Source organism: Proteus sp. GOKU (assembly GCF_015475555.1).
GTDB classification, from domain to species: Bacteria; Pseudomonadota; Gammaproteobacteria; order Enterobacterales; family Enterobacteriaceae; genus Proteus; species Proteus mirabilis_B.
Genome location: NZ_CP034105.1, coordinates 855,624 through 876,529 on the forward strand (window position 1 = coordinate 855,624; position 20,906 = coordinate 876,529).

Annotated in this window: 21 protein-coding genes; 8 read left to right on the forward strand and 13 right to left on the reverse strand. The window is 37.7% G+C overall.

Annotation, left to right across the window (positions count from 1 at the left end; genetic code table 11):
• Nucleotides 1-41 precede the first annotated feature (41 nt).
• The 4 genes from EHE21_RS03920 to EHE21_RS03935 all read left to right on the forward strand — a co-directional run bounded on the left by EHE21_RS03920 (nt 42) and on the right by EHE21_RS03935 (nt 3,433).
• On the forward strand, nt 42-977 hold the full coding sequence (locus EHE21_RS03920; RefSeq protein WP_075674123.1) for an ABC transporter ATP-binding protein: 936 nt from the start codon (nt 42-44) through the stop codon (nt 975-977).
• Entirely contained in the window at nt 974-1,744 is a 771-nt protein-coding gene (locus EHE21_RS03925) for an ABC transporter permease (RefSeq protein ID WP_088493634.1), read from the forward strand. Before EHE21_RS03920 ends, EHE21_RS03925 begins: the two co-directional genes overlap by 4 nt.
• Before the next feature lie 186 nt (nt 1,745-1,930).
• Nucleotides 1,931-3,163: an MFS transporter gene (locus tag EHE21_RS03930; RefSeq protein ID WP_109393286.1), complete on the forward strand. Its 1,233-nt coding sequence runs from the start codon at nt 1,931-1,933 to the stop codon at nt 3,161-3,163.
• 87 nt (nt 3,164-3,250) lie between these two features.
• The gene (locus EHE21_RS03935) at nt 3,251-3,433 is read left to right on the forward strand and encodes a DUF2526 family protein (RefSeq protein ID WP_194951896.1); all 183 of its coding nucleotides are present in this window, start codon (nt 3,251-3,253) and stop codon (nt 3,431-3,433) included.
• 100 nt (nt 3,434-3,533) lie between these two features.
• Here the strand turns inward: EHE21_RS03935 and htpX are convergent, their stop codons facing one another.
• From htpX to EHE21_RS03960, 5 genes are all read right to left on the reverse strand, one after another.
• Nucleotides 3,534-4,499, reverse strand: a complete 966-nt coding sequence (gene htpX / locus EHE21_RS03940) for a zinc metalloprotease HtpX (protein ID WP_194951897.1) — start codon at nt 4,497-4,499, stop codon at nt 3,534-3,536.
• Between the two features lie 76 nt (nt 4,500-4,575).
• Nucleotides 4,576-5,136 (reverse strand): LemA family protein, encoded by a 561-nt coding sequence (locus tag EHE21_RS03945; RefSeq protein ID WP_194951898.1) that lies wholly within the window; start codon nt 5,134-5,136, stop codon nt 4,576-4,578.
• A 304-nt stretch (nt 5,137-5,440) separates the two neighbouring features.
• Complete coding sequence (locus EHE21_RS03950; protein WP_194951899.1) at nt 5,441-6,259, reverse strand: dimethyl sulfoxide reductase anchor subunit family protein; 819 nt, start codon at nt 6,257-6,259, stop codon at nt 5,441-5,443.
• 2 nt (nt 6,260-6,261) lie between these two features.
• Entirely contained in the window at nt 6,262-6,813 is a 552-nt protein-coding gene (locus EHE21_RS03955) for a 4Fe-4S dicluster domain-containing protein (RefSeq protein WP_072070981.1), read from the reverse strand.
• 2 nt (nt 6,814-6,815) lie between these two features.
• Nucleotides 6,816-9,152: a molybdopterin-containing oxidoreductase family protein gene (locus tag EHE21_RS03960; protein WP_194951900.1), complete on the reverse strand. Its 2,337-nt coding sequence runs from the start codon at nt 9,150-9,152 to the stop codon at nt 6,816-6,818.
• A 231-nt stretch (nt 9,153-9,383) separates the two neighbouring features.
• Between EHE21_RS03960 and EHE21_RS03965 the strand changes: the two genes are divergently transcribed.
• Complete coding sequence (locus EHE21_RS03965; protein WP_194951901.1) at nt 9,384-10,073, forward strand: IclR family transcriptional regulator; 690 nt, start codon at nt 9,384-9,386, stop codon at nt 10,071-10,073.
• Between the two features lie 64 nt (nt 10,074-10,137).
• Here the strand turns inward: EHE21_RS03965 and efeB are convergent, their stop codons facing one another.
• The 6 genes from efeB to EHE21_RS03995 all read right to left on the reverse strand — a co-directional run bounded on the left by efeB (nt 10,138) and on the right by EHE21_RS03995 (nt 14,709).
• Nucleotides 10,138-11,403: an iron uptake transporter deferrochelatase/peroxidase subunit gene (efeB, locus tag EHE21_RS03970; RefSeq protein WP_194951902.1), complete on the reverse strand. Its 1,266-nt coding sequence runs from the start codon at nt 11,401-11,403 to the stop codon at nt 10,138-10,140.
• Nucleotides 11,393-12,316: an EfeM/EfeO family lipoprotein gene (locus EHE21_RS03975; protein WP_194951903.1), complete on the reverse strand. Its 924-nt coding sequence runs from the start codon at nt 12,314-12,316 to the stop codon at nt 11,393-11,395. The genes efeB and EHE21_RS03975 overlap by 11 nt, the downstream gene beginning before the upstream one ends.
• Nucleotides 12,306-13,142 carry an FTR1 family iron permease gene (locus EHE21_RS03980; protein WP_194951904.1) on the reverse strand — a complete coding sequence of 279 codons (837 nt, stop codon included), beginning with the start codon at nt 13,140-13,142 and terminating at the stop codon, nt 12,306-12,308. The genes EHE21_RS03975 and EHE21_RS03980 overlap by 11 nt, the downstream gene beginning before the upstream one ends.
• Before the next feature lie 2 nt (nt 13,143-13,144).
• A complete protein-coding gene (locus EHE21_RS03985; protein ID WP_088493623.1) occupies nt 13,145-13,492 on the reverse strand; it encodes a cupredoxin domain-containing protein in 348 nt (115 codons plus the stop codon).
• 68 nt (nt 13,493-13,560) lie between these two features.
• Nucleotides 13,561-14,118: an iron transporter gene (locus tag EHE21_RS03990; protein ID WP_075673477.1), complete on the reverse strand. Its 558-nt coding sequence runs from the start codon at nt 14,116-14,118 to the stop codon at nt 13,561-13,563.
• Nucleotides 14,119-14,421: 303 nt separating this feature from the next.
• Nucleotides 14,422-14,709: a helix-turn-helix domain-containing protein gene (locus EHE21_RS03995; RefSeq protein ID WP_072063612.1), complete on the reverse strand. Its 288-nt coding sequence runs from the start codon at nt 14,707-14,709 to the stop codon at nt 14,422-14,424.
• A 602-nt stretch (nt 14,710-15,311) separates the two neighbouring features.
• Here EHE21_RS03995 and gss point away from each other — a divergent pair.
• Entirely contained in the window at nt 15,312-17,189 is a 1,878-nt protein-coding gene (gss, locus tag EHE21_RS04000) for a bifunctional glutathionylspermidine amidase/synthase (RefSeq protein ID WP_194951905.1), read from the forward strand.
• 90 nt (nt 17,190-17,279) lie between these two features.
• Nucleotides 17,280-17,633, forward strand: a complete 354-nt coding sequence (locus EHE21_RS04005; RefSeq protein ID WP_194951906.1) for a hypothetical protein — start codon at nt 17,280-17,282, stop codon at nt 17,631-17,633.
• An 80-nt stretch (nt 17,634-17,713) separates the two neighbouring features.
• On the opposite strand, the gene EHE21_RS04010 is transcribed toward EHE21_RS04005, so the two are convergent.
• Entirely contained in the window at nt 17,714-18,370 is a 657-nt protein-coding gene (locus EHE21_RS04010; protein WP_194951907.1) for a hypothetical protein, read from the reverse strand.
• 18 nt (nt 18,371-18,388) lie between these two features.
• On the reverse strand, nt 18,389-19,333 hold the full coding sequence (gene dsdC, locus EHE21_RS04015) for a DNA-binding transcriptional regulator DsdC (protein WP_194951908.1): 945 nt from the start codon (nt 19,331-19,333) through the stop codon (nt 18,389-18,391).
• Nucleotides 19,334-19,556: 223 nt separating this feature from the next.
• Between dsdC and dsdX the strand changes: the two genes are divergently transcribed.
• On the forward strand, nt 19,557-20,894 hold the full coding sequence (dsdX, locus tag EHE21_RS04020) for a D-serine transporter DsdX (RefSeq protein WP_100159298.1): 1,338 nt from the start codon (nt 19,557-19,559) through the stop codon (nt 20,892-20,894).
• The last annotated feature ends 12 nt before the right edge of the window (nt 20,895-20,906 follow it).

Here is a 20,906-nt window from a genome sequence, read left to right on the forward strand (position 1 = left end):
TAATGCTGAATAATGCAGTTGATAAAAGGTAATTCCCACATATGACGTATGCATTGGAGTTAACGGAGTTAACGAAAACTTATCACAATGGCGTAAAAGCGCTAAAAGGAATTGATCTCACCGTTGAGGCTGGCGATTTTTATGCTTTATTAGGCCCTAATGGCGCAGGCAAATCGACCACAATTGGTATTATTAGCTCTTTAGTTAATAAGAGTAGCGGTAAAGTCAAAGTATTTGGTTATGACACTGATACCGATATGGTCAATGCAAAACGTCAATTAGGATTAGTGCCACAAGAATTCAATTTCAACCCTTTTGAAACCGTATTACAAATTGTACTCAATCAAGCCGGTTATTATGGGGTACCTCGTAAATTGGCATTAGAGCGTGCCGAAATTTATTTAACCCAGTTAGATTTATGGGAAAAGCGCGAAGATAGAGCGCGTTTTTTATCTGGGGGAATGAAGCGCCGTTTAATGATTGCGCGTGCATTAATGCACCAACCTAAATTACTTATTCTTGATGAGCCTACCGCAGGTGTTGATATTGAATTACGTCGCTCAATGTGGACGTTTTTAAAACAATTAAATGCTGAAGGCACGACTATTATTCTAACCACACACTATTTGGAAGAAGCAGAAATGCTGTGTCGGAATATTGGTATTATTCAACGTGGTGAATTGGTTGAGAATACCAGTATGAAGGGGCTATTAAGTAAATTAGAGTCTGAAACCTTTATTTTAGATTTAGCACCGAAGAGCCCACTACCTGAATTACAAAATTATCAATATCGCTTGGTCGATACATCTACATTAGAAGTTGATGTTAAAAGAGAGCAAGGACTAAATAGTGTTTTTGCTCAACTTAATGCACAAGGTATTCAAGTGTTAAGTATGAGAAATAAAGCCAACCGCCTTGAAGAATTATTTGTTCACTTAGTGAATGAAGAGCATACAGTAGAAGGAGAGAGGGAATGATTCAGCTGTATTGGGTAGCCCTCAAAACAATTTGGATTAAAGAAGTCACCCGTTTTGGTCGTATTTGGGTACAGACATTAATTCCACCAGTAATAACCATGTCTCTCTATTTCGTTATTTTCGGAAACCTGATTGGTAAACGAATTGGCGATATGGGCGGTGTGGATTATATGCAGTTTATTGTTCCTGGCTTGATTATGATGGCAGTAATAACAAACTCTTATGCAAATGTTTCTTCTTCTTTCTTTGGTGCGAAATTTCAACGTAGTATTGAAGAATTATTAGTTTCACCAGTGCCAACGCATGTTGTTATTGCCGGTTTTGTTGGTGGTGGTATGGCCCGAGGTATTTGTGTTGGTATTTTAGTGACCTTAGTTTCACTCTTTTTTGTACCGCTAGAAATACATTCTTGGACAATGGTGGTGGTGACATTACTGATGACCTCAATTGTGTTTTCTCTCGCCGGATTATTAAATGCAATTTTTGCGAAAACCTTTGATGATATTAGTATTATCCCAACCTTTGTTTTAACACCATTAACCTATTTAGGTGGTGTGTTCTATTCACTTTCACTACTACCTGAGTTTTGGCAAGGTGTATCCAAGCTTAACCCAATTGTTTATATGATTAGTGGTTTCCGCTACGGTTTTCTGGGCATTACAGATGTCTCTTTAACCGTAACGATTAGTGTTTTGTGTCTTTTCATTGCTGTGTTTTACGTTATTGCATGGTATTTAATCGAAAAAGGCCGTGGTTTAAGAAGCTAATCAAAAAAGCAAAATAGAAAGTTATAAAAGTTGAAATCGGTATCTTATTTAGAGATACCGATTTTTTTTAGCTATTTTTTCAGCATAAATGTTAATTTTTCTTTAAATGATGACTTTGCTATTAACAAAGAGAATTTTCTTGTTTAGTATACTAAACACTTTAGCAGGAGATAAAAAGGAAATGTAATGACAACGGCAAGCCAAACAGGTAAAGCACCTGAGGCAATCTCTCGTAATAAGCTTTTATGTATTGCAGGTATGGGATGGACTTTTGATGCAATGGATGTGGGATTACTTGCATTCTTACTCACAGCATTAAAAGAAGATTGGGGACTAACGGCATCACAATTGGGTTGGATTGGTAGTGTAAACTCAATTGGAATGGCTGTTGGCGCTTTTGTGTTTGGCATTATGGCTGATAGAAAAGGGCGTAAACCCGTCTTTATCTTTACTTTGTTACTGTTTAGCTTAGGTTGTGGATTAACGGCATTAGCAAGCTCTTTGATGGTGGTACTTGTTTTACGTTTCTTTATTGGAATGGGATTAGGTGGCGAATTACCCGTTGCCTCAACGCTTGTTAGTGAAAGTGTTGAAACCCATGAACGAGGCAGAATTGTTGTTTTATTAGAGAGTTTTTGGGCTGTCGGTTGGTTAATTGCTGCGTTGATTGCTTATTTTATTATTCCTGATTATGGCTGGCGTATGGCGATGCTATTAAGTGCATTACCCGCAGTATATGCTCTCTATTTACGTTCAAAATTACCTGAACCTACCTCATCGCATATTTCACAGAAAAAAACACGTTTATCGATTCGCCAATCGATGGCATTAATTTGGTCACCGCAATATCGTCGTTCAACACTCATGTTGTGGATCTTATGGTTTTGTGTCGTTTTCTCTTATTACGGTATTTTCTTGTGGTTACCTAGTGTTGCCATGTTAAAAGGCTTTAGCCTAATTAAGAGCTTTCAATATGTGCTTATTATGACATTAGCGCAGTTACCCGGCTATTTTACGGCGGCGTGGTTAATTGAGCGTTATGGGCGAAAGTTTGTTTTAGTGACCTATTTAGCCGGAACCGCCATTAGTGCTTATTACTTCAGTGTTGCCGATTCAACTACGACACTGCTTATTTTCGGTATGTTGTTATCGTTCTTTAATTTGGGGGCTTGGGGGGCTTTATACGCTTATACGCCAGAACAATACCCAGATGGAATTCGGACAACAGGTGCCGGAACTGCAACGGCAATAGGGCGTATTGGCGGAATATTAGGGCCTTTAATGGTGGGATATTTGGTTCAATATCAATTTGAAATAAGCTCAATATTTCTGATTTTTAGTTTTTCAATTGTGATTGGAATATTAGCGGTGATGTTATTGGGGCAAGAGACAAAAAATAAGCCACTTAACTCAATTTAATCATGCTTTGTGAGACTAAAAATATAGAATTTCTCTTTCTTGTAATATGATAGCGGTTAAGATTTTTATGAGAAAAAGGAGATCACAATGTCTCATTACGATGAAATGGTGAAACAGGTTGATGATGCTATCGCGACAACCAGTATTCAAACCATGAATGAACTTTTAGTGGAATTAGGTAAAGATAAAACAATTGAATTTCCACTACGTTATGAGCAACAAGAGCGTTTGCGTACCGCTATTTTTCATCACGGTGAAAAACACCGTTAATCGGATTGTTGCTAAGAAATAAGAATTAAAAAAGCGTTTGAACCATATTGATAAACAGGGGCAAACGCTTTTTTCTTTTGGCTGCATTGTACTATACGAATTAAAACGTCTTTCGACCTTCTAGCACTGCGATCCTATTTTCAATGGAAGGGTGCGTTGAGAAAAACGAATCACCTTTATTAAAAATAAAAGCGGCTTTTCGATAAGCTCGTCCCGTTGAGCCATCTTCAAAATTTTCAGTGTCATGCTGTGCTGAAATTTTCTTTAATGCATTAATCATCGCTTGATTATCTTGGGTTAAATCAACCGCCGCAGCGTCTGCCATATATTCGCGAGTTCGGGATAAATAGAAATAGAGTACTTGTGTAATGATCGGCAAAACAAAGTTTAGAATAATTAAAATCAATCGAGCTTTGCTTGCAGCATCATTACTTTTACCACCTCGATTACCAGAGGCAATATATAAGCGACTGCCAAAGATATTTGTTACTGTTAAAATAACGTTGGCTAATATGCCAACATATAACGTCAGTCGTGAATCACCATGAATAATATGCCCTGTTTCGTGAGCTAATACAGCCTGTACTTCTTGGCGATTAAGACGACTTAATAAACCCGTTGTTACACCAATAAAGGCATTTTTCTCAGACCAACCGGCGGCAAAAGCATTAGCTTCAGGTGTATCAAGAAGATAGAGTTTAGGAATGTAGCCCAGAGTTGCACTTAAACTAAGCTCTTCAACAATATTGAGTAATTGGCGCTCTTGTGCATTTAAGGTGTCATCAGGGCTAATTAATCGCGCGTTCATCCCTGTAAGCATGATTTTATGCCCTTTAAAATGAATAAAGAGAAGCAATAAAATCGAGATAGCTAAAATAATGAGTGAAGCAATGGGAAGAGATTGAAACGTCAGAAATGCCCACATATTATCAGTAAGATCTAAATAGGGATTTGCCCCAATAGCCGTATCCACCAGCAAACCGATCATAAGCATTAAGAGTAAATATGTTGCTATAACAAAACGAGTTCGAATAGCATTTTTTCGTAGAACATTTCTGAAATCCATTAGTGACTCCAAACAGCACCGTTAAGTGCTGTTTTTATCAATCTAGAAGTAATAATTATCTCTTATTACTATAAAATTAATCGAAATTAATGCGACGCGCTTCTTCCGCTTTAATGGTTCCTTCATCAAGACGCCAGTACTCTTTATCAATAACAAGGCTTGGGAAAATCTTGACGATAAATACCGCAGGGATAGAAGCGATGAAAGCGCGATATTGTTCTAAAGTACGGTTGTAGCCACGTTTTGCAAAAGAGAGTTTATTTTCTGTCGAAACAATCTCTTCTTGTAAATTTGCCATGATGGTGTCGGATTTTAATTCAGGATAATTTTCAACCGCAACATTAATAGCACCACTTGAGACAATTTTTGATAACTCATCTTCAGCCGATTTGGCTTCTTTGGTATTTGCGCTTTGGGATTGTGTTCTTAATTCAGTGATTTTAGTAAAGACTTCAGACTCATGGCTGAGGTATTTTTTTACGGTGGCCAATAAGCTGTCAAACACTTTTCCACGACGATCTAATTGTACTGAAATTTCAGTTTCACTTGAGATAACAGCTTCACGCATAGAGATAATACGGTTGTAATAATAAAAAATAAGACCCAATAACGCGATGGTAATAATTAATCCAGTCATGCGAAGCGCTCTCTTTTCTAATAGTAAACAGGGAATTGTGCTAAATCATTAAGGTTAATTTTGCCTATTATTGATAAAGATAGCTAGATGATTATTTCATCAAAGATAAAAAGAGTGCAGATAAAGCAAAATCAATAATATTGGGTGAGATAAAAAAATACCCCGAATAAATTCGGGGCAAAATTAAAGGTAATGTTAAGGTAAATAAAATTATCAAGTGAAACATCGGGGATGAAAACTAGGTTAAATAAGCAAACAAGCTAAGCTATTTAACCCAGCCATTTAACCTAGAGAAATAACAAATTTAGAACCAAGGTGCTTGCGCCATGACATTGCCATAAAACAGCATTCTTCCTGTGATTTCACCGCTAAAAAGCATCAAAATAGCGATAACAGAGAGCGATGTTTTGGTAAATGAAGCACTGTGAGACAACGTAATAATACAAATACCCACAATCAAACTAGCAATGACTTGCCACCATAATAATAGGCTTGCGATATCAGCACCGGGTACTTGTGCTCTCATAACTAATCCCACAAGTACTAATAATGCGCCGATAAATGTTCCTATTTTTAATGAATTGCTAATTGTTTTACCTTGTAAACGTAACCAAGGGATCATCGAGCCAAAACCAAGTAGTAACGCTGTACCAATAAAGCTAATTTGTGTTGCTGGTGTATGCCATAACGGGTGTGCTTGCATTTGGTAATAGATTTGCGCTGTAACCAAGATAATAGGTAAACCAATTACACCACAAAACAATCCAATCAAACTATTACGGCGAATAGCATTCGGTTGTACCCAGCTTGCTAATGCCCATAATGAAATCAATCCATTAAGCATAACGAAGGCAATTGCTTCACGGCTTAACCAAGAGTGGGCAATACCTAAAACAGAACGATATGCACCAAGCGGATCACCTAAGTGTCCCATTGACATTGATGAGCCAACAACTTCAATCAGCCAAATCAGCGCAATGGTTGTTCGTAATGTTTTGGTACTTAGCATTGCAACGTTTTGAGTCTGGTTTTGCCATTGATACAGTGAAAGCGCTAATACCGCACCAATGCCCCATTGACTCATTACCGTAAACAGGACTAACGGCAGTTGATAATCATGCATGATTAATCCTCCATACCAATAATGACAATATTAGGGTTACTGATGGTGTGATCAGGAACGCCATAGCGTTTTTCTAATAAAGCCCAGTTTGTCGTATGTTTTTTACGTAAATCTTCAATTTCGCCAAATTCAATGGCACCCGTAGGGCAAGATTCAACGCAACGTGGTTTCAAGCCTTCATCCAGTCTATCTGCACACATATTGCATTTGCTGGTTTTGCCTTCAACCGGATCATAAACAGGCGCATTGTAAGGACATGCCATAATACACATCTGGCAACCAATACATTTGTCATGATCTTGCACGACAATACCATCCTCTCGTTTGGTGTAAGTATCAGCAGGGCAGACTTTTAGGCACTGTGGATCATCACAATGGTTACAAGACATAGTAATAAAAGCTTGTGCATTAGGTTGATCTTCGTTGAATTCACGAACACGACGCCATAGCACGCCGGGAGGTGTTACGTTTTCAGATTTACATGCCATAGAGCAGGTACGGCAACCGTAGCAATCTTTGGTATTTATCAGAAAACCATACTGTTTCTTCGCCATGATCATGCCTCCCGTCTTACGTTAACTAAGGTGCTATTACAGCAATGACCATTACCCAAAGGCTCTACGTGATCATTGGTGACATGGCTACTACTTCCGCCTTGTTGTTCCCACCATCCATTATCCAATGAGACAACGCCTTGCTTAATATGAGTGGTCACAACGGCAATAGCACGGTGTTCACCTCGATCATTAAATGCGATAGCCCATTCACCATCTTTAATACCGCGAGCTAAGGCATCATTAGGATGGATAAGAATATTAGGTTGATTACGCTGTACTTCTAAGATCCACTCATTCATACCATGACTGGAGTGAACACTACGGGCGAGTTTGCGTTGCACTGCCATTAGAGGATACTTTTTGGCAAGTTCAGGAGAGCCTTTTGTGGACTCTTTTACTGGGTAATAGGTGACAACAGGGGAGAAGTTTTTACCCTGCCACTCTTCAATAAAGAAGTGCGCTTTTTTCGTTGAGGTACGGAAAACACCATCTTTAAATGGGATCCAATCACCTTCAACTGGACGCACTGGGCCTTTTTCCAGCATTTCACGCGTAATACCAGAACCTTTAAGGCAAGCATCAATGTAATGCTCAATAGGTTGATTAAAGACTTCACCAAAGCCAAAGCGCTCAGCAAGACGAGCAAAGATCCAGTAATCAGGTTTTGCTTCTCCCGGTGGCTCAACGGCTTTTTCCATTAATTGCACATATTGGCTACGAACTCCTGCCATTAAGCTGGTATCTTCAAAAATAGTGGTAACAGGAAGTACGAGATCAGCATAAAGAGCCGTGGATGACATCAAGTTATCAGCGACAACAACAAAAGGGACTTTTTTCAGTGCATTACGCACCATATTGGTATTAGGAAGCTGCGTCATCACACCCATTGTCATGATCCACCAAAAGTTAATTGGATGTGGTCTTTCATTGACAATCCAATCACCCACTTTTGCAACAGGGATAGGCTTGATGGGTTTTGCATTCGGTGCTGGTGGAATAATTGGGCTAAATTTCGCCATCTGACGAGCACCGCCCGCATCACAAATTCCAGCACCTTTTTTACCGATATTGCCAGTTAATAAAGCGAGATAAAACTGGCTTGCAGCAACATAAGCACCGAACTCTGTTCGTTGAGCACCTGACATATTTTGCACAATCATTGCCGGTTTGGTGGTGGCATAATCGCGAGCTAAACGAATAATGGTTTCTTTCGGAATATCCGTTTCTTGGCTCGTTTTTTCGATAGTCCAAGGCTGTGCTTGTTGATAAATTTGCTCAAAGACAGTCACGTAATCAGCATTAGCGGGTAGTTCATCATGAGTTAATGCAGGAACAATATTGGGTGTTTCATGGTGAACAAGTTGCTGGCTTAAGGTATCAAAAACCAGATAGCTATCTTGGTCATCATCAGATTGGCGTAATAGTTTTTGCTGGGCGTTAACAAGATAAACAGCACCCGTATGCGCACGTAAAAAAGGCTTATCAGTGAGATTTTCTTCAATGATAATTTTGATCATACCTAATGCGAGGGCGGTATCGGTACCGGGTACAATCGGGATCCATTCATCGGCTTTAGCCGCAGTTTCATTAAAGCGAGGATCAATAACTACCATTCTGGCGCCATTTCGACGAGCTTGGTTGTAGTTTTTAAAATACGCTTGCATGGTGACAGCAGGGTTATTGCCCCAACAAAGAATATAGCGACTATCTTTTACGGTATCTCGGGTGTCTGCATAGCGCAGACCGACCATGGGGATCATCGCTGCCGTTACTGCAGAGCAGCATAAAGAGCCCGCTTGCTTTGTTGAGCCTCCCAAATAATCGAAAAATGCCTTACCCATATCATTTTTAATTGAGTCCATATTGCCCGCATGAGTAGAGATAAATAGCCCCTCATTGCCAAACTTATCAATGGTTTCTCTGATATTTTTTTCGATAAGATCAAGCGCTTCATCCCAACTGATCGGTTTGAATTCTGCTTTCCCTTTTTCGCCAACACGTAATAAAGGTGTGGTGAGGCGATCTTTATGGTATACCCACTTAGTTCGGCTCATTCCACGCAAACAGCATTTCACATTAAAGCCTTCAGAGGCTTCAACTTTGATAAGTTTCCCCTTATGTGTAAAAGCTGTTAGGTTACAGTGCAAACATTCCATCGCACAGGTTGAACGAAAGGTTTTATACTCGGATAATTTGATCCGTGGTTTCTGGTTAAATATGGGTTTATTTTCATTAACTAGACTGAACGCGTTAGGAGAAAGAGCTGCCACGCCAATGGCGCCCATTCCTTTTAACAACGTTCTTCTATTTAATTCCCATTTTTGATTTTTAGACATAGACATTCTCACGCACAAGAAAAGTTAACTATATATAAACTCAATTCATATATGGTTAACCTTGAGTTAGATCATCTAAAAATAGACAAAGAAAATAATCGATAGAAAATGATTAAAAAGCCCTATTTAAAATAAGGTTTCAGTGAAATAAACTAGTAAAAATGACAAAAAAAGAATAATGGGATATCGTCATAAAACAAAGTAAATAACGAATAGGTGTGGGAAAAATAAATGCAGAATTCTCAAGGAGTTAACTCGGTTGATATCGCTATTACCATTCTTGAATTTATTGCTTCGAATGGAGGTATTGCCCGATCGTCAGATATTGCAAAAGCCTGTTCGCTTTCAAAAAGTCGCTTACATAAGTATTTAGTTTCACTTTGTCGCTCTGAAATGCTGTACCAAGAGAGTGAAGGAAGCCAGTATTGTTTGGGCAGTAAAATTCTTTTTTTAGCACAGGCGACGCCAAAGCCACAATCCTTTGTGGATGAGATTAATCAGTTATTATGTGAGTTTAGAGACGAACATAATATGTCTACGGGATTGGTAATTTCTCATGGTAATCAGCTGTTTTTAACACGCTATAACCGTAGCTTCAAACATGTTGATATCGATTTTTTACCTGATACTCCTGTTCCTCATAAAGTCAGTGCCGCAGGGGCTGTTTTTGCCACCTTTAGTGATTTAAAGATTGAAGCTGATTTATCACAAAAGCAGCAAAACACAATTCGCCAACAAGGTTTTGCTATTCGTCATGAACCAGCAGAAGGTATCCCGGGCGCACAATCTATTTCATGCCCTGTACTTAATAAAAAAGGGGAAATGGTGGCGGCAGTATTGACGATGGGATTTATTGAACCAGAAAGGCAAATGGAACTGGGCAATGCATTAAAAGCAAAAATGGCACATTTCTCCCGCTAATTTGCTAAAGGCGTTATTTAGGCACTTTTGCAGAAAAAGCAAAGTGCCTAAAATCGTGCGTTGATTAATCAAATAGCCCTTTTGCCAGAATATCACCCTCTTGAGATATACCGGGTAACACGAAGTAATATCCACCACCAAAAGGTTTGATATAACGCTCTAAAGGTTCACCGTCTAAACGTTTTTGCGTATCAATAAAGCCCTTTTTAAGGTTATTTTGAAACGAAATAAAAATCAGCCCCATATCTAGTTGACCTGAAGGTGTTAATCCTAACGAGTAGCTATAACTACGTCGGCGTAGTTTTGCACTGTAACGCTCTGGATTTCTTGGTTCGGCTCGTCGCATATGAGAATCAAATAGCACTCTGTCACCGTGAGGATCTTTTTCAAATTGAGGATCGTCCATCTCTTGCTTCATACCTATTGGCGCACCTGTTGAGCGATGACGACCAAAGTTATTTTCTTGATCTTCTAGAGGCGTTCTATCCCAAAATTCCAAAGCAAAACGAATAAGGCGAACCGCTTGATAACTTCCACCTAAACACCACTGCGGCTCTTTTTGTTTCTCAGTGATCCAAACAAGAGAGTCCATCAAACTATTATCAGAGGAAGGCGCGTTACCTGAGCCATCTTTAAAGCCAAAAAGATTAATTGGTGTCTGTCGATTATCGATGTCACGAGCAGGAAGAAAACCGTCAATTTTCCATACAGCATAAACCTTACCAGACAGGTGTTTTAGAATATCTCTTAATGCATAAATCACGCTTTCTTGGCTATTTGCACACAGTTGCAGTAATACATCACCACCACACCATTTAGGATCGAGTCGGTCATTAGGAAAGGGTTTCATTGGCTCTAAGCGCTTAGGTTTTTTAGCATGAAAACCAAAACGACTATCAAAAAAACTATCGCCTAAAGCGACGGTGACGGTTAATTCATCGGGGTGTAATTGTGTTCCTAAAATACCCGATTCAGCAGGAGGAAGGTGTGGATTAGCTCTTTGTTGAAGTTCTCTGGGTTGAGTTAAAAATGCAATTCGTTGTGTCAGTATTGTGAATATTCTTTTTACATCCTCGGCGCTTGTTACTGTCAGATTAAGTGCAATAAATGAGGCATGTTTTTGTTCTGGCGTAATAACGCCCGCTTGATGTTGACCTAAATAAGCAATAGCGCGTTGATAACGCGGAGTTGATGAAGTTTCTTGTTTTTCTATTGCTTTAGCTCCCATACTGGCGAGTAATAAGCTTCCTCCTAGCCACTTTAACGTTGTACGCTTATTGAGGTTAACAGGATTTTTTGATAGCGATTTAAAGAGAGTTTTATTTTTCATCACTTGCTTCTTTATAGTGATAGTAGACATCAATATTGAGCGTGCTACGTAAGTTCGCTACTTGCTCTGCTAATTGTGTCACTTGAGAAAAAAGCCAACTTTTTTCTGTTTCAGGAAGCGCCGTTAAAGGCTGGAATAAACCTTCATTACGCTGATATTTTAAAAGTAGAGCACCAATATCGTCATATTGTTTGATAAGAGATTGATATTCAGCCGTTGGAATGTGGTTCGATAAGATCTCTACGATTAGGCGTGATCCAGATAAATTGGCATAACTATCACCCAGATCGCTGTTTGAATATTGATTTTCAATACCAGCGAGTTTGTCAGTCAAAATAAACTCTAGGCTATCACCCGCAGATTGAACCAATTTAGGAATAGGGATATCTTCAATCGCAACACGTTTTTTTAAGTCACTAATGTCTCTTAAAAGGGCTTTTGCCGACTCTGTGGCTTTTTGAAGATCTTTTAATTTAAACAGTTGATATTCAACTAAATGAAATCCTGAAAAACGAGGTGAGTTTTCTCTTTCAAGAAAGAAATCAGCCCGATTATTTAATAAACGTTCACTTGACCCAAAAAGGGCGATAATAGGGCGAATAACCTCATAATGATAATGCGCTTGTTGATAAGCATTTTGCGCATTAATAAGCTGATTTTTTTCACTATTCTCGATTAATTTATCGAGCGATTTTTCAACTAGCGTTAATTGTTCAACCGCTTTTTCTCGATAATTTAAAATATCAGTTTCGAATTTTTTGGGAGTAGGGATATCCCCTTTGGCAATAACGATGTTTTCACTATCTTGAATAATGCCCTGAATAATTTTTTCGGCATAAACAGGAAAAGAAAATAACAAGATAACTAGAAAAGTGGTGATCTTTTTACTTTTTGATTTTGCATTATTTAGCATGGCGTGAACCTCGCTTAAATAACAGTGCAACAATCACCCAATAGACAATAAATGTCACCACGCTTAAGCCAATAGGTTGAGAACGATAAGCGAAAAATGAAACTAGAAAATTACCAAAGATACTGGAATCATCAAGAATATGGCTAATATCCCAAAGTGGGTAAATAAAGAAATCAGGTAATTCAAAATCCATTTCAATCAGTAGATTTGCAATTTCTTCTACGGCTTTTAATAACAGAGAAACAGCAAGGAATAGTAATAAAAAACCTGTTACGGTAAAGAAATAGCGCCATGAAATAACTTTTGAAGTCAGCAAAAATAGCCATAGTGTGAATGCCGCAACCAGTAAGCCAATAAAGACTTCAATAAAGAAAGGCAGTGCTGTTTGTGTATTGAGAGCCATGATATGGCTAGAGAGGAATACCACCACTTCACTGCCTTCTCTGGCAATCGCAATGGCAATAATTAGTAAAATACCCCATGCACTTTGTTGTTGTGTTTTTTGGGTGAGTTCATTTTCTATATTTGCTTTTAATGATTTTCCTTGCCCATTCATCCAATAGACCATCTGCACAATAAGCACACAGGCGAGGATTTCCATTGTGATCATAAATAGAGATTGCCACATATCTTCTAGCGAGCTAAATACACCATAAATACTCAGGGCTAGAATAACGGCAAGAAATAGCCCAAATATCACGCCACCCCACAAGTATTTCATACCTTGTTGTGGTGTTGGTGAACGTTTTATCCACGCATAAATAATGCCTACCACTAATAGTGCTTCAAAACTTTCTCGCCAAACAACAAACAGAACTTGTCCCATATTTACTCTGCCTTTTCAGTTGCAACAATTTCACCTTGAGGATGAGAAAGGTGAAAATCATCAAAGAAGGTGTAACGACCCGGTTTTAGTGGTGCGATTACAACGACAGAATTTGCGCCCGGCGCTAATACTTTTTCTTTTCGTAGCTGTGTACTTTCAAATTCAACAGGGCTAGTACCTGTATTACGAATTTTTATTCGTATCGGTGTTTTGGCAGGTACTTCAAGTACTTGCGGGATAAGTTCGCCATCTTTCATTTCTAATTCAACAGTGTATTTCTCTGCTGCAAAAACAGAGGATGTCACCATTAGGAGTAGTAATAATGTGTATTTAGAGAGAGTTTTGATCATCAGCGTTTCACTTAAAAAAGAGAAAAAGGACAAATCCAAATGATTGGATTTATCCGTTATCAAGCTAATTAGTAACTACCTTTACGGCCTGTACCGCTATAGGTGAAATCCCATGACACTTCAAAGGGTTCAAACCAAGGTGCAACGCCAGTTTCTTTATCGATATGGCGACCAAAAGCGATATCTTTGTTATATGAAGGCGGATAAATCTTATAGGTCACGTTATATTGACCATTTCCGTCCAGCTTCAAGTTTTCACCATAATGAGGACCATCATTGGCAACCATTGCCATAAATGTGCCTTGCTGTTTTTTCGCTGGTGCATCAGATTTTGTTACGGTGTATTCAATGGTGAGGTAGGGGATCCAATCGCCTTCAGCAAACCCATTCGGATTATCTTCTGTGGCATGAATATCTGCTTCTAAATGGATATCTGCTTTATCGGCAGCTAAGTGATTCATCGCATGATGACCTTCTTCAGTATCCATGGTGATAGGTTGGAGGTAAACCCCTTGAATTTCCATACCATTTTTAAGAATAGGGTGACCAACTGGATACTCAACAGCTAATGCAGATGCAGAAAGAAATGAGAGTGCAGTGAGAGAGAGTGTATAGCGATATTTCATGTTTAACCCTTATTATTGAATGATAATTGTTATTATTCTTAATAAGGTTAGCATAATTTGTATTAGAAATAGGAGATAATCTATACGAAAAATATCGCTTAAGTTGGCAGGAAAATCAGTGAAAATAGCGTTAACATTCTATTTTATAAAAGAAAAAAATTTGTTGTTCTAAAAGAAATATATGAAAGGAATTAATAATTCTAGGTAATAATGCTCAATGAAATCATCTAATTAAGAATGATATATGGAAATCTTATTTATCTTAATGAGAAGATAAAACAGAAGATTTCCATACCAAGAATATTAAATTTGACTTTGAGCACTCCAAAACTGTTTGGATTGTGTCAATGCCACAGCAGAAACTTGTTCTTCATTTGGCGGTAGGAAAAATGCAGGGGTGACTTTTAGCTCTTGTGCAATATGAAAGAGCATATCAACATCAATCTTACATAGCCCATTCTCATAACGTGAAAATTGTTGCTGGCTAATACCGACTCGTTCAGCGACAACCTTTGCTGACAAGCGAAGTTGCTGGCGTTGCTTACGAATTTTATGCCCAATAATTTGAGAAATGGGATAAATCTTTGACATTAGTGACCTCATTCTTCCTATCAACCACCAATAATATCCAATAAATTGAATATCAAGTTTCCGTGATGGATCTTCAAAATAAACAAGCACTCCGACTTGAATGAGTAAAATCCATACTAATGTGTTATCGGTTAATTGGATGAATTATTTATACCCGTCATGTTATAAGATGATATTAATTTTCATTAAACTATTTTGATATCCTTATTTTTTCTAGCAGGATAATCGAGAATTTTTTGATAAACAGTGCTATATATTGCCCAAACGCCATTTTATCTGTTATTTGTGCTCGCATTTATGATTAATAAAGAGTAAATAATGAGGCTATAACAAAAAAGATAAAGCCCTCTTTGACTGTGTTTATACTCGAAAATGCCTTTTATGCTTTTTTATAATGGGTTATTTTTGAGTTTTTTTTTATATCGTCGAGATTTCCTTTCTTAAACTCGTGTTAAATTCAAACAACTATCCTCACTTTATTGAAATTTATAAAATTACATTCACATCTAATAGGCTACGGCGTTAAGATTGTTAACTATAATACTTAGGCAAGATTATAAGTGTTGCAGGGTAATTATCTATTTATCGTCAAGGTCGAGATTATGAATGTAAAAGATATCATTCGTCATGAACCATTTGGAACATTGCTAGGTTATGCGCCTGGTGGTGTCGCGATTTACTCTTCAGATTACAGCAGTATTGATAAAGAAGACTATGCCGCTAATGATTCATTCCGTAGTTATATTGGTAATGAATATATGGGGCACAAGTGGCAGTGTGTTGAATTCGCTCGCCGTTTTCTCTATTTACATTATGGGGCTGTATTTACTGATGTGGGAATGGCTTATGAGATCTTCTCACTGCGTTTTCTACGTAAAACCATAGATGACGATATATTGCCATTACAAGCCTTTGCAAATGGTAGTAAACAACCTCCAGCAGTCGGTGCTTTGCTGATTTGGCAAGAAGGTGGTGAGTTTAAAGTAACTGGGCATGTTGCTGTTGTTACTGAAGTTCTTGAAGATAAAATTCGTATTGCAGAACAAAATGTTATCCACACTCGATTACCCGCAGGGCAACAATGGACAAGAGAATTACCTCTTAAAGTGACGGATAACGGCTACTTTATTCAAGATACCTTTGATAATACCACCCTATTAGGTTGGATGATCCAAACAGAGCCAAATGCTTACAGCCTTCCTCAACCTAAAATTGCGCCAGAATTGTTAAATATTCATGCAGAACAGCTTGATAATAAAGGTCAATTAGATGGCAAGTGGTTAGATGAAAGCTCACCTCTAGAAAAAGCCTATGTCCTTGCACAACACGGTCACATTATCAATCAAGATAGCTATGAATATTTCACCATTTCAGAAAGTGCAGAGCAGGAGCTTATTCGCGCAAGTAATGAAATGCATTTGATGTATCTACATGCAACAGAAAAAGTGTTGAAAGACGATAAGTTACTGCGTTTATTCGATATCCCTGAAGTGTTGTGGCCTCGTATCCGTTTATCATGGCAAAACAGACGCCATCAAATGATCACCGGACGATTGGATTTTTGCATGGATGAACGCGGTGTCAAAGTTTATGAATATAATGCTGACTCTGCCTCTTGCCATACAGAAGCGGGCTTAATTATTGAAAAATGGGCACAGAAAGGCGGTATTAAAGACGGTTTTAACCCAGGTGAACGCTTACTTGATGCATTAGCCGATGCTTGGAAACACAGTGATGCGAAACCTTTTGTGCATATTCTTCAAGATGATGATAGTGAAGAAGATTATCATGCTCTCTTTATGCAACAATCACTGACTCAAGCAGGTTATAACAGTAAAATTCTACGTGGATTAGGCGAGCTTCATTGGAATAGTCGTGGTCAATTAATTGATGCAGACAAACGTGTTGTTGAATGTGTCTGGAAAACATGGGCTTGGGAAACGGCGTTAGACCAACTAAGAGAAGAGAGTGAACAACAAGCTTTGATCCCTATTCGTACAGGACATCCTGAAGATGAAGTACGTTTAGTAGATGTGCTTTTACGTCCTGAAATTACAGTTTTTGAGCCTCTTTGGACACTAATTCCTAGTAATAAAGCCATTTTACCGGTTTTATGGCAATTGTTCCCTGATAACCCTTATTTATTAGATACTGATTTCACGGTGACTCCTCGTCTTGCACAACGTGGTTATGCAATTAAACCTATTGCGGGACGTTGTGGTAGTAACATTGGTTTAGTGGATCATAAAGAGAATATCTTAGATGAAACCAATGGCCAGTTTGATCATCAAGAAAATATTTACCAAGAACTATGGTGCTTACCAAAAGTGGCAAATCGTTATATCCAAGTTTGCACCTTTACTGTTGGCGGGCATTATGGTGGTTGCTGTTTACGTTCAGATCCAACTTTGGTGATTAAAAAAGAGAGTGATATTGAGCCTTTAATAGTGATTGAAGATAAACACTTTTTAACTAAATAAAATCATAGGTGTTTAGAATTAAGAAATAATAGACCCGCCTAATTGGCGGGTTTATTTTAAAAATAACCAGAATACTTAGTGAGAAATAGAATGATACAAAAATTTGAAACGCTTAGTGAGTTATTAGCATCGCTTTCAACACTTGAATCTAATGAGTGGATTTATACGGAAATTGCAACTTGGAATAGTGATCCTAATCAGGCGATTTTTTATTATATTCCTTGGGATTATCTTCAAGAATTACCTGATGATGAGATTTACCTTGATGATGAAGATCTGGAAATGCCCAAAATTGTTGAAGATAAAAATTTACGAGGCTGGATGGTCGTTTGTGATTTAGCGTTATTTTATCAAACCCAGCAAGCTCAACAAAAAAACTTGCAGTGGGTAGTTGAAGAAATTAACTATTACCGTGAGAATGATGCCTTTCGGTGTTTGAGTTAGATTCTATTCTTAGTAATAAAATCTAAAATCATTAACTATAATGACTTGATAATTAATGATTTTATTTATGATTTTTTGTTTTAATAAAGAATATTTTCAATATTAGGCCAATCATCGGCATAATGATCAGTCATTAATAAAAAGCATTCGGCAATAGCACGGTTGAGTGATTTATGTTCAACAGTGTCTTTTTCTACTGAAGTGACAGACCATACTTTGTTTTCTTGATGATAAGAGCATGTCATTTCACAATCTTCTAATAAAGAAAGCGCATCATCGGCATTTTTGAGTAAATCGAATGACGCACCATCGGGATCTAAAGAGCTCCAAACTTTTTCGGTTTCTGCATCAAATTCGATTTCATAACCATAACGACGATAAATAGCGGTTAGGTTTATTTGAAAATCCGTATAGTGACTATATCGATGAATAGAAGGCTGGTAAGTATCAGGCTCTTGGGCTTTTCGATTATTTTTATAGTCTTGAATTTGTTTCTCTCGAGTTTGGGCACGTTGATAGCCTTCGTCGCCAAATTCTAAAATACGCGCTTTGCGATAAACGTTACTAAAATCCAGCACCGCAGCCCCGTAATAAAGCCCTTCATCTGTTTTTACATCCAGTAAATCAACTAGGATATAGCGTTTATTTTCTGTGATATTTTCTTTATTACTGACAGTTAGTCCTGCATATTCTGCAATCGCAATAATTTGTTGTGTTGAAAAGGTCATCTCTTTCATCGGATTTTCCTTAAGAAATTACATACTTTCCTTGATTTGTTTTTTTAGCCACTGAATGAAAAGCTGTACTTTAGCGTTATTTTTTTCATTTCTAGTGACAAGGTAGTAACGCTGAGCACAAAACAGCTCACTATTATCAAAAGGAATAATTAATTCTTTATTAGCCAGTTGTTTCTGTACTAAACGTTTTCTCCCCATTGCCACCCCTGAGTGGTTCACTGCAGCAATAACAGCAAGATCAGAACGGTCAAAACAGATGTTACTGCGATTAGGAAAAAGTGAAAGCCCCATATATTCACTCCAAGCTTGCCATTCATCAAAATCAGAGTTATTACTCCACGCTTGTCTATCATGTAGCAAAGTGCAATTAGAAAGATGATGAATATTGCCGATAAGCTCATGTCTTTTCGCGTATTCGGGACTGCATACAGGAATAATAGATTCTGAAATTAAATCTTCACAATAAAGATTTTGCAGTTGCTTATCATCAAAATAGATTGCGAGGTCGATACCATAACCTCGAAAGTTAATATCATCATTTCCTGTGAGTAGATTTAATTCAATGGATGGGTAACGTTCAGTAAAATCTGAAATACGAGGCACTAACCAGCATTGCGCAATGGAAGGACGTGAATAAACGGTAAGTACACCAGAGACTTCTTGATTATGAATATCCAAAATCTCTTGGTTAATATCTTCTAGTGTTTTTTTAAGTGCCCAATAAATACGTTCACCTTCTTCTGTTAGTTCAATTCGGCGATGAAAGCGGTTAAATAGCTTAATGCCTAACTCTTCTTCTAGTGTATTAATACGATGGCTAATCGCACTGGGAGTTAATGACAATTCTTCTGCTGCTAAAGCAAATGAAAGGTGACGACCTGTCGCTTCAAAAGTGTGAAGTCTTGCTAATTGATAACTGGATAATCGTTTATTTCTTAAAATCACGCTAGAAGATTCAAACATTCTTTTATTCTCATTTTATTATTGATAGTAACGTTAGTTAACAATCAAGGTAATGTTAAGATGAAATACCATGCCACCACTCATCCAAATGTGATTATTTGTGGTTAAGATCACTTATTTGAGTTAATTGAGTTCATCTTAGTGTAAATTTTCATCATTTGTAAGTGCCGAATGATTAATATTCAATATGATTAACAATAAATAAAATATTTGGGATGGATATATGGATTCAACGTTATGGGTGCTAGGTACTCTTATAATTAGTATCTTGCTCATTGTTTTTACTATAATAAAACTTAAGTTTCACCCGTTTTTAGCCTTACTATTGGCAAGCTTCTTTGTGGGTACTGCAATGAAGATGAACCCTTTAGAAATGGTAAATGCGATTGAAAATGGTATTGGTGGTACGTTAGGATTTTTAGCAGCAATTATCGGTCTAGGTACTATTCTTGGTAAGATGATGGAAATATCAGGTGCCGCAGAACGCATCGGTATTACATTGCAAAAATGCCGTTGGTTATCTCCAGACGTTATTATGGTATTGGTTGGTCTTATTTGTGGTATTACACTCTTTGTTGAAGTGGGTGTGGTATTACTTATTCCTCTTGCTTTCTCAATTGCGAAAAAAACAAATACATCATTATTAAAATTAGCTATCCCATTATGTACAGCATTAATGGCTGTTCACTGTATTGTTCCTCCTCATCCTGCCGCTCTGTTCGTGACTAATGAATTAGGGGCAGATATGGGAACCGTTATTGTTGCGGGTCTTGCAGTGGGCTTAGCCGCATCTTTAGTTGGTGGTCCTTTATTCTTAAAAATATTAGGCGAGCGCTTACCATTTAAAACCGTACCTGAAGAATTTTCTGATATGGAAATTCGTGAAGAAAAAGATTTACCTTCATTAGGTGCGACTCTGTTTACTGTTTTATTACCGATTGTTCTGATGCTGATAAAAACGGCAGCAGAATTAAATATGACGAAAGGTACATCGGTTTATACTGCATTACAGTTTATTGGTAACCCAATTACTGCGATGTTTATTGCTGCCTTTGTTGCTTATTATGTGTTAGGTATTCGCCGTAATATGGGCATGAATACTTTATTAAAGAAAACAGAAGATAGCTTTAGCTCTATTGCCAACATCTTATTAATTATTGGTGCGGGTGGTGCTTTTAACGGCATTTTAAAAGGTAGTGGTTTAAGTGAATCTTTAGCGTTAATTCTTTCTAACTTAGATATGCATCCAATTTTATTGGCTTGGTTAGTCGCCATTATCCTTCATGCTGCCGTTGGTTCTGCAACTGTTGCAATGATGGGCGCTACTGCAATTGTTGCACCACTCATGCCTTTATACCCAGACATTAGCCCTGAAATTATTACATTAGCAATTGGTTCAGGTGCTATTGGTTGTACTATCGTCACAGACTCACTGTTTTGGTTAGTGAAACAGTATTGTAATGCAACTTTAAGTGAAACTTTTCGTTTTTACAGTGTCGCGACCTTTATTGCCTCCTTTGTCGCATTAGGCGGTACATTTATGCTTTCTTTTGTCATATAAAAGAGAACGACT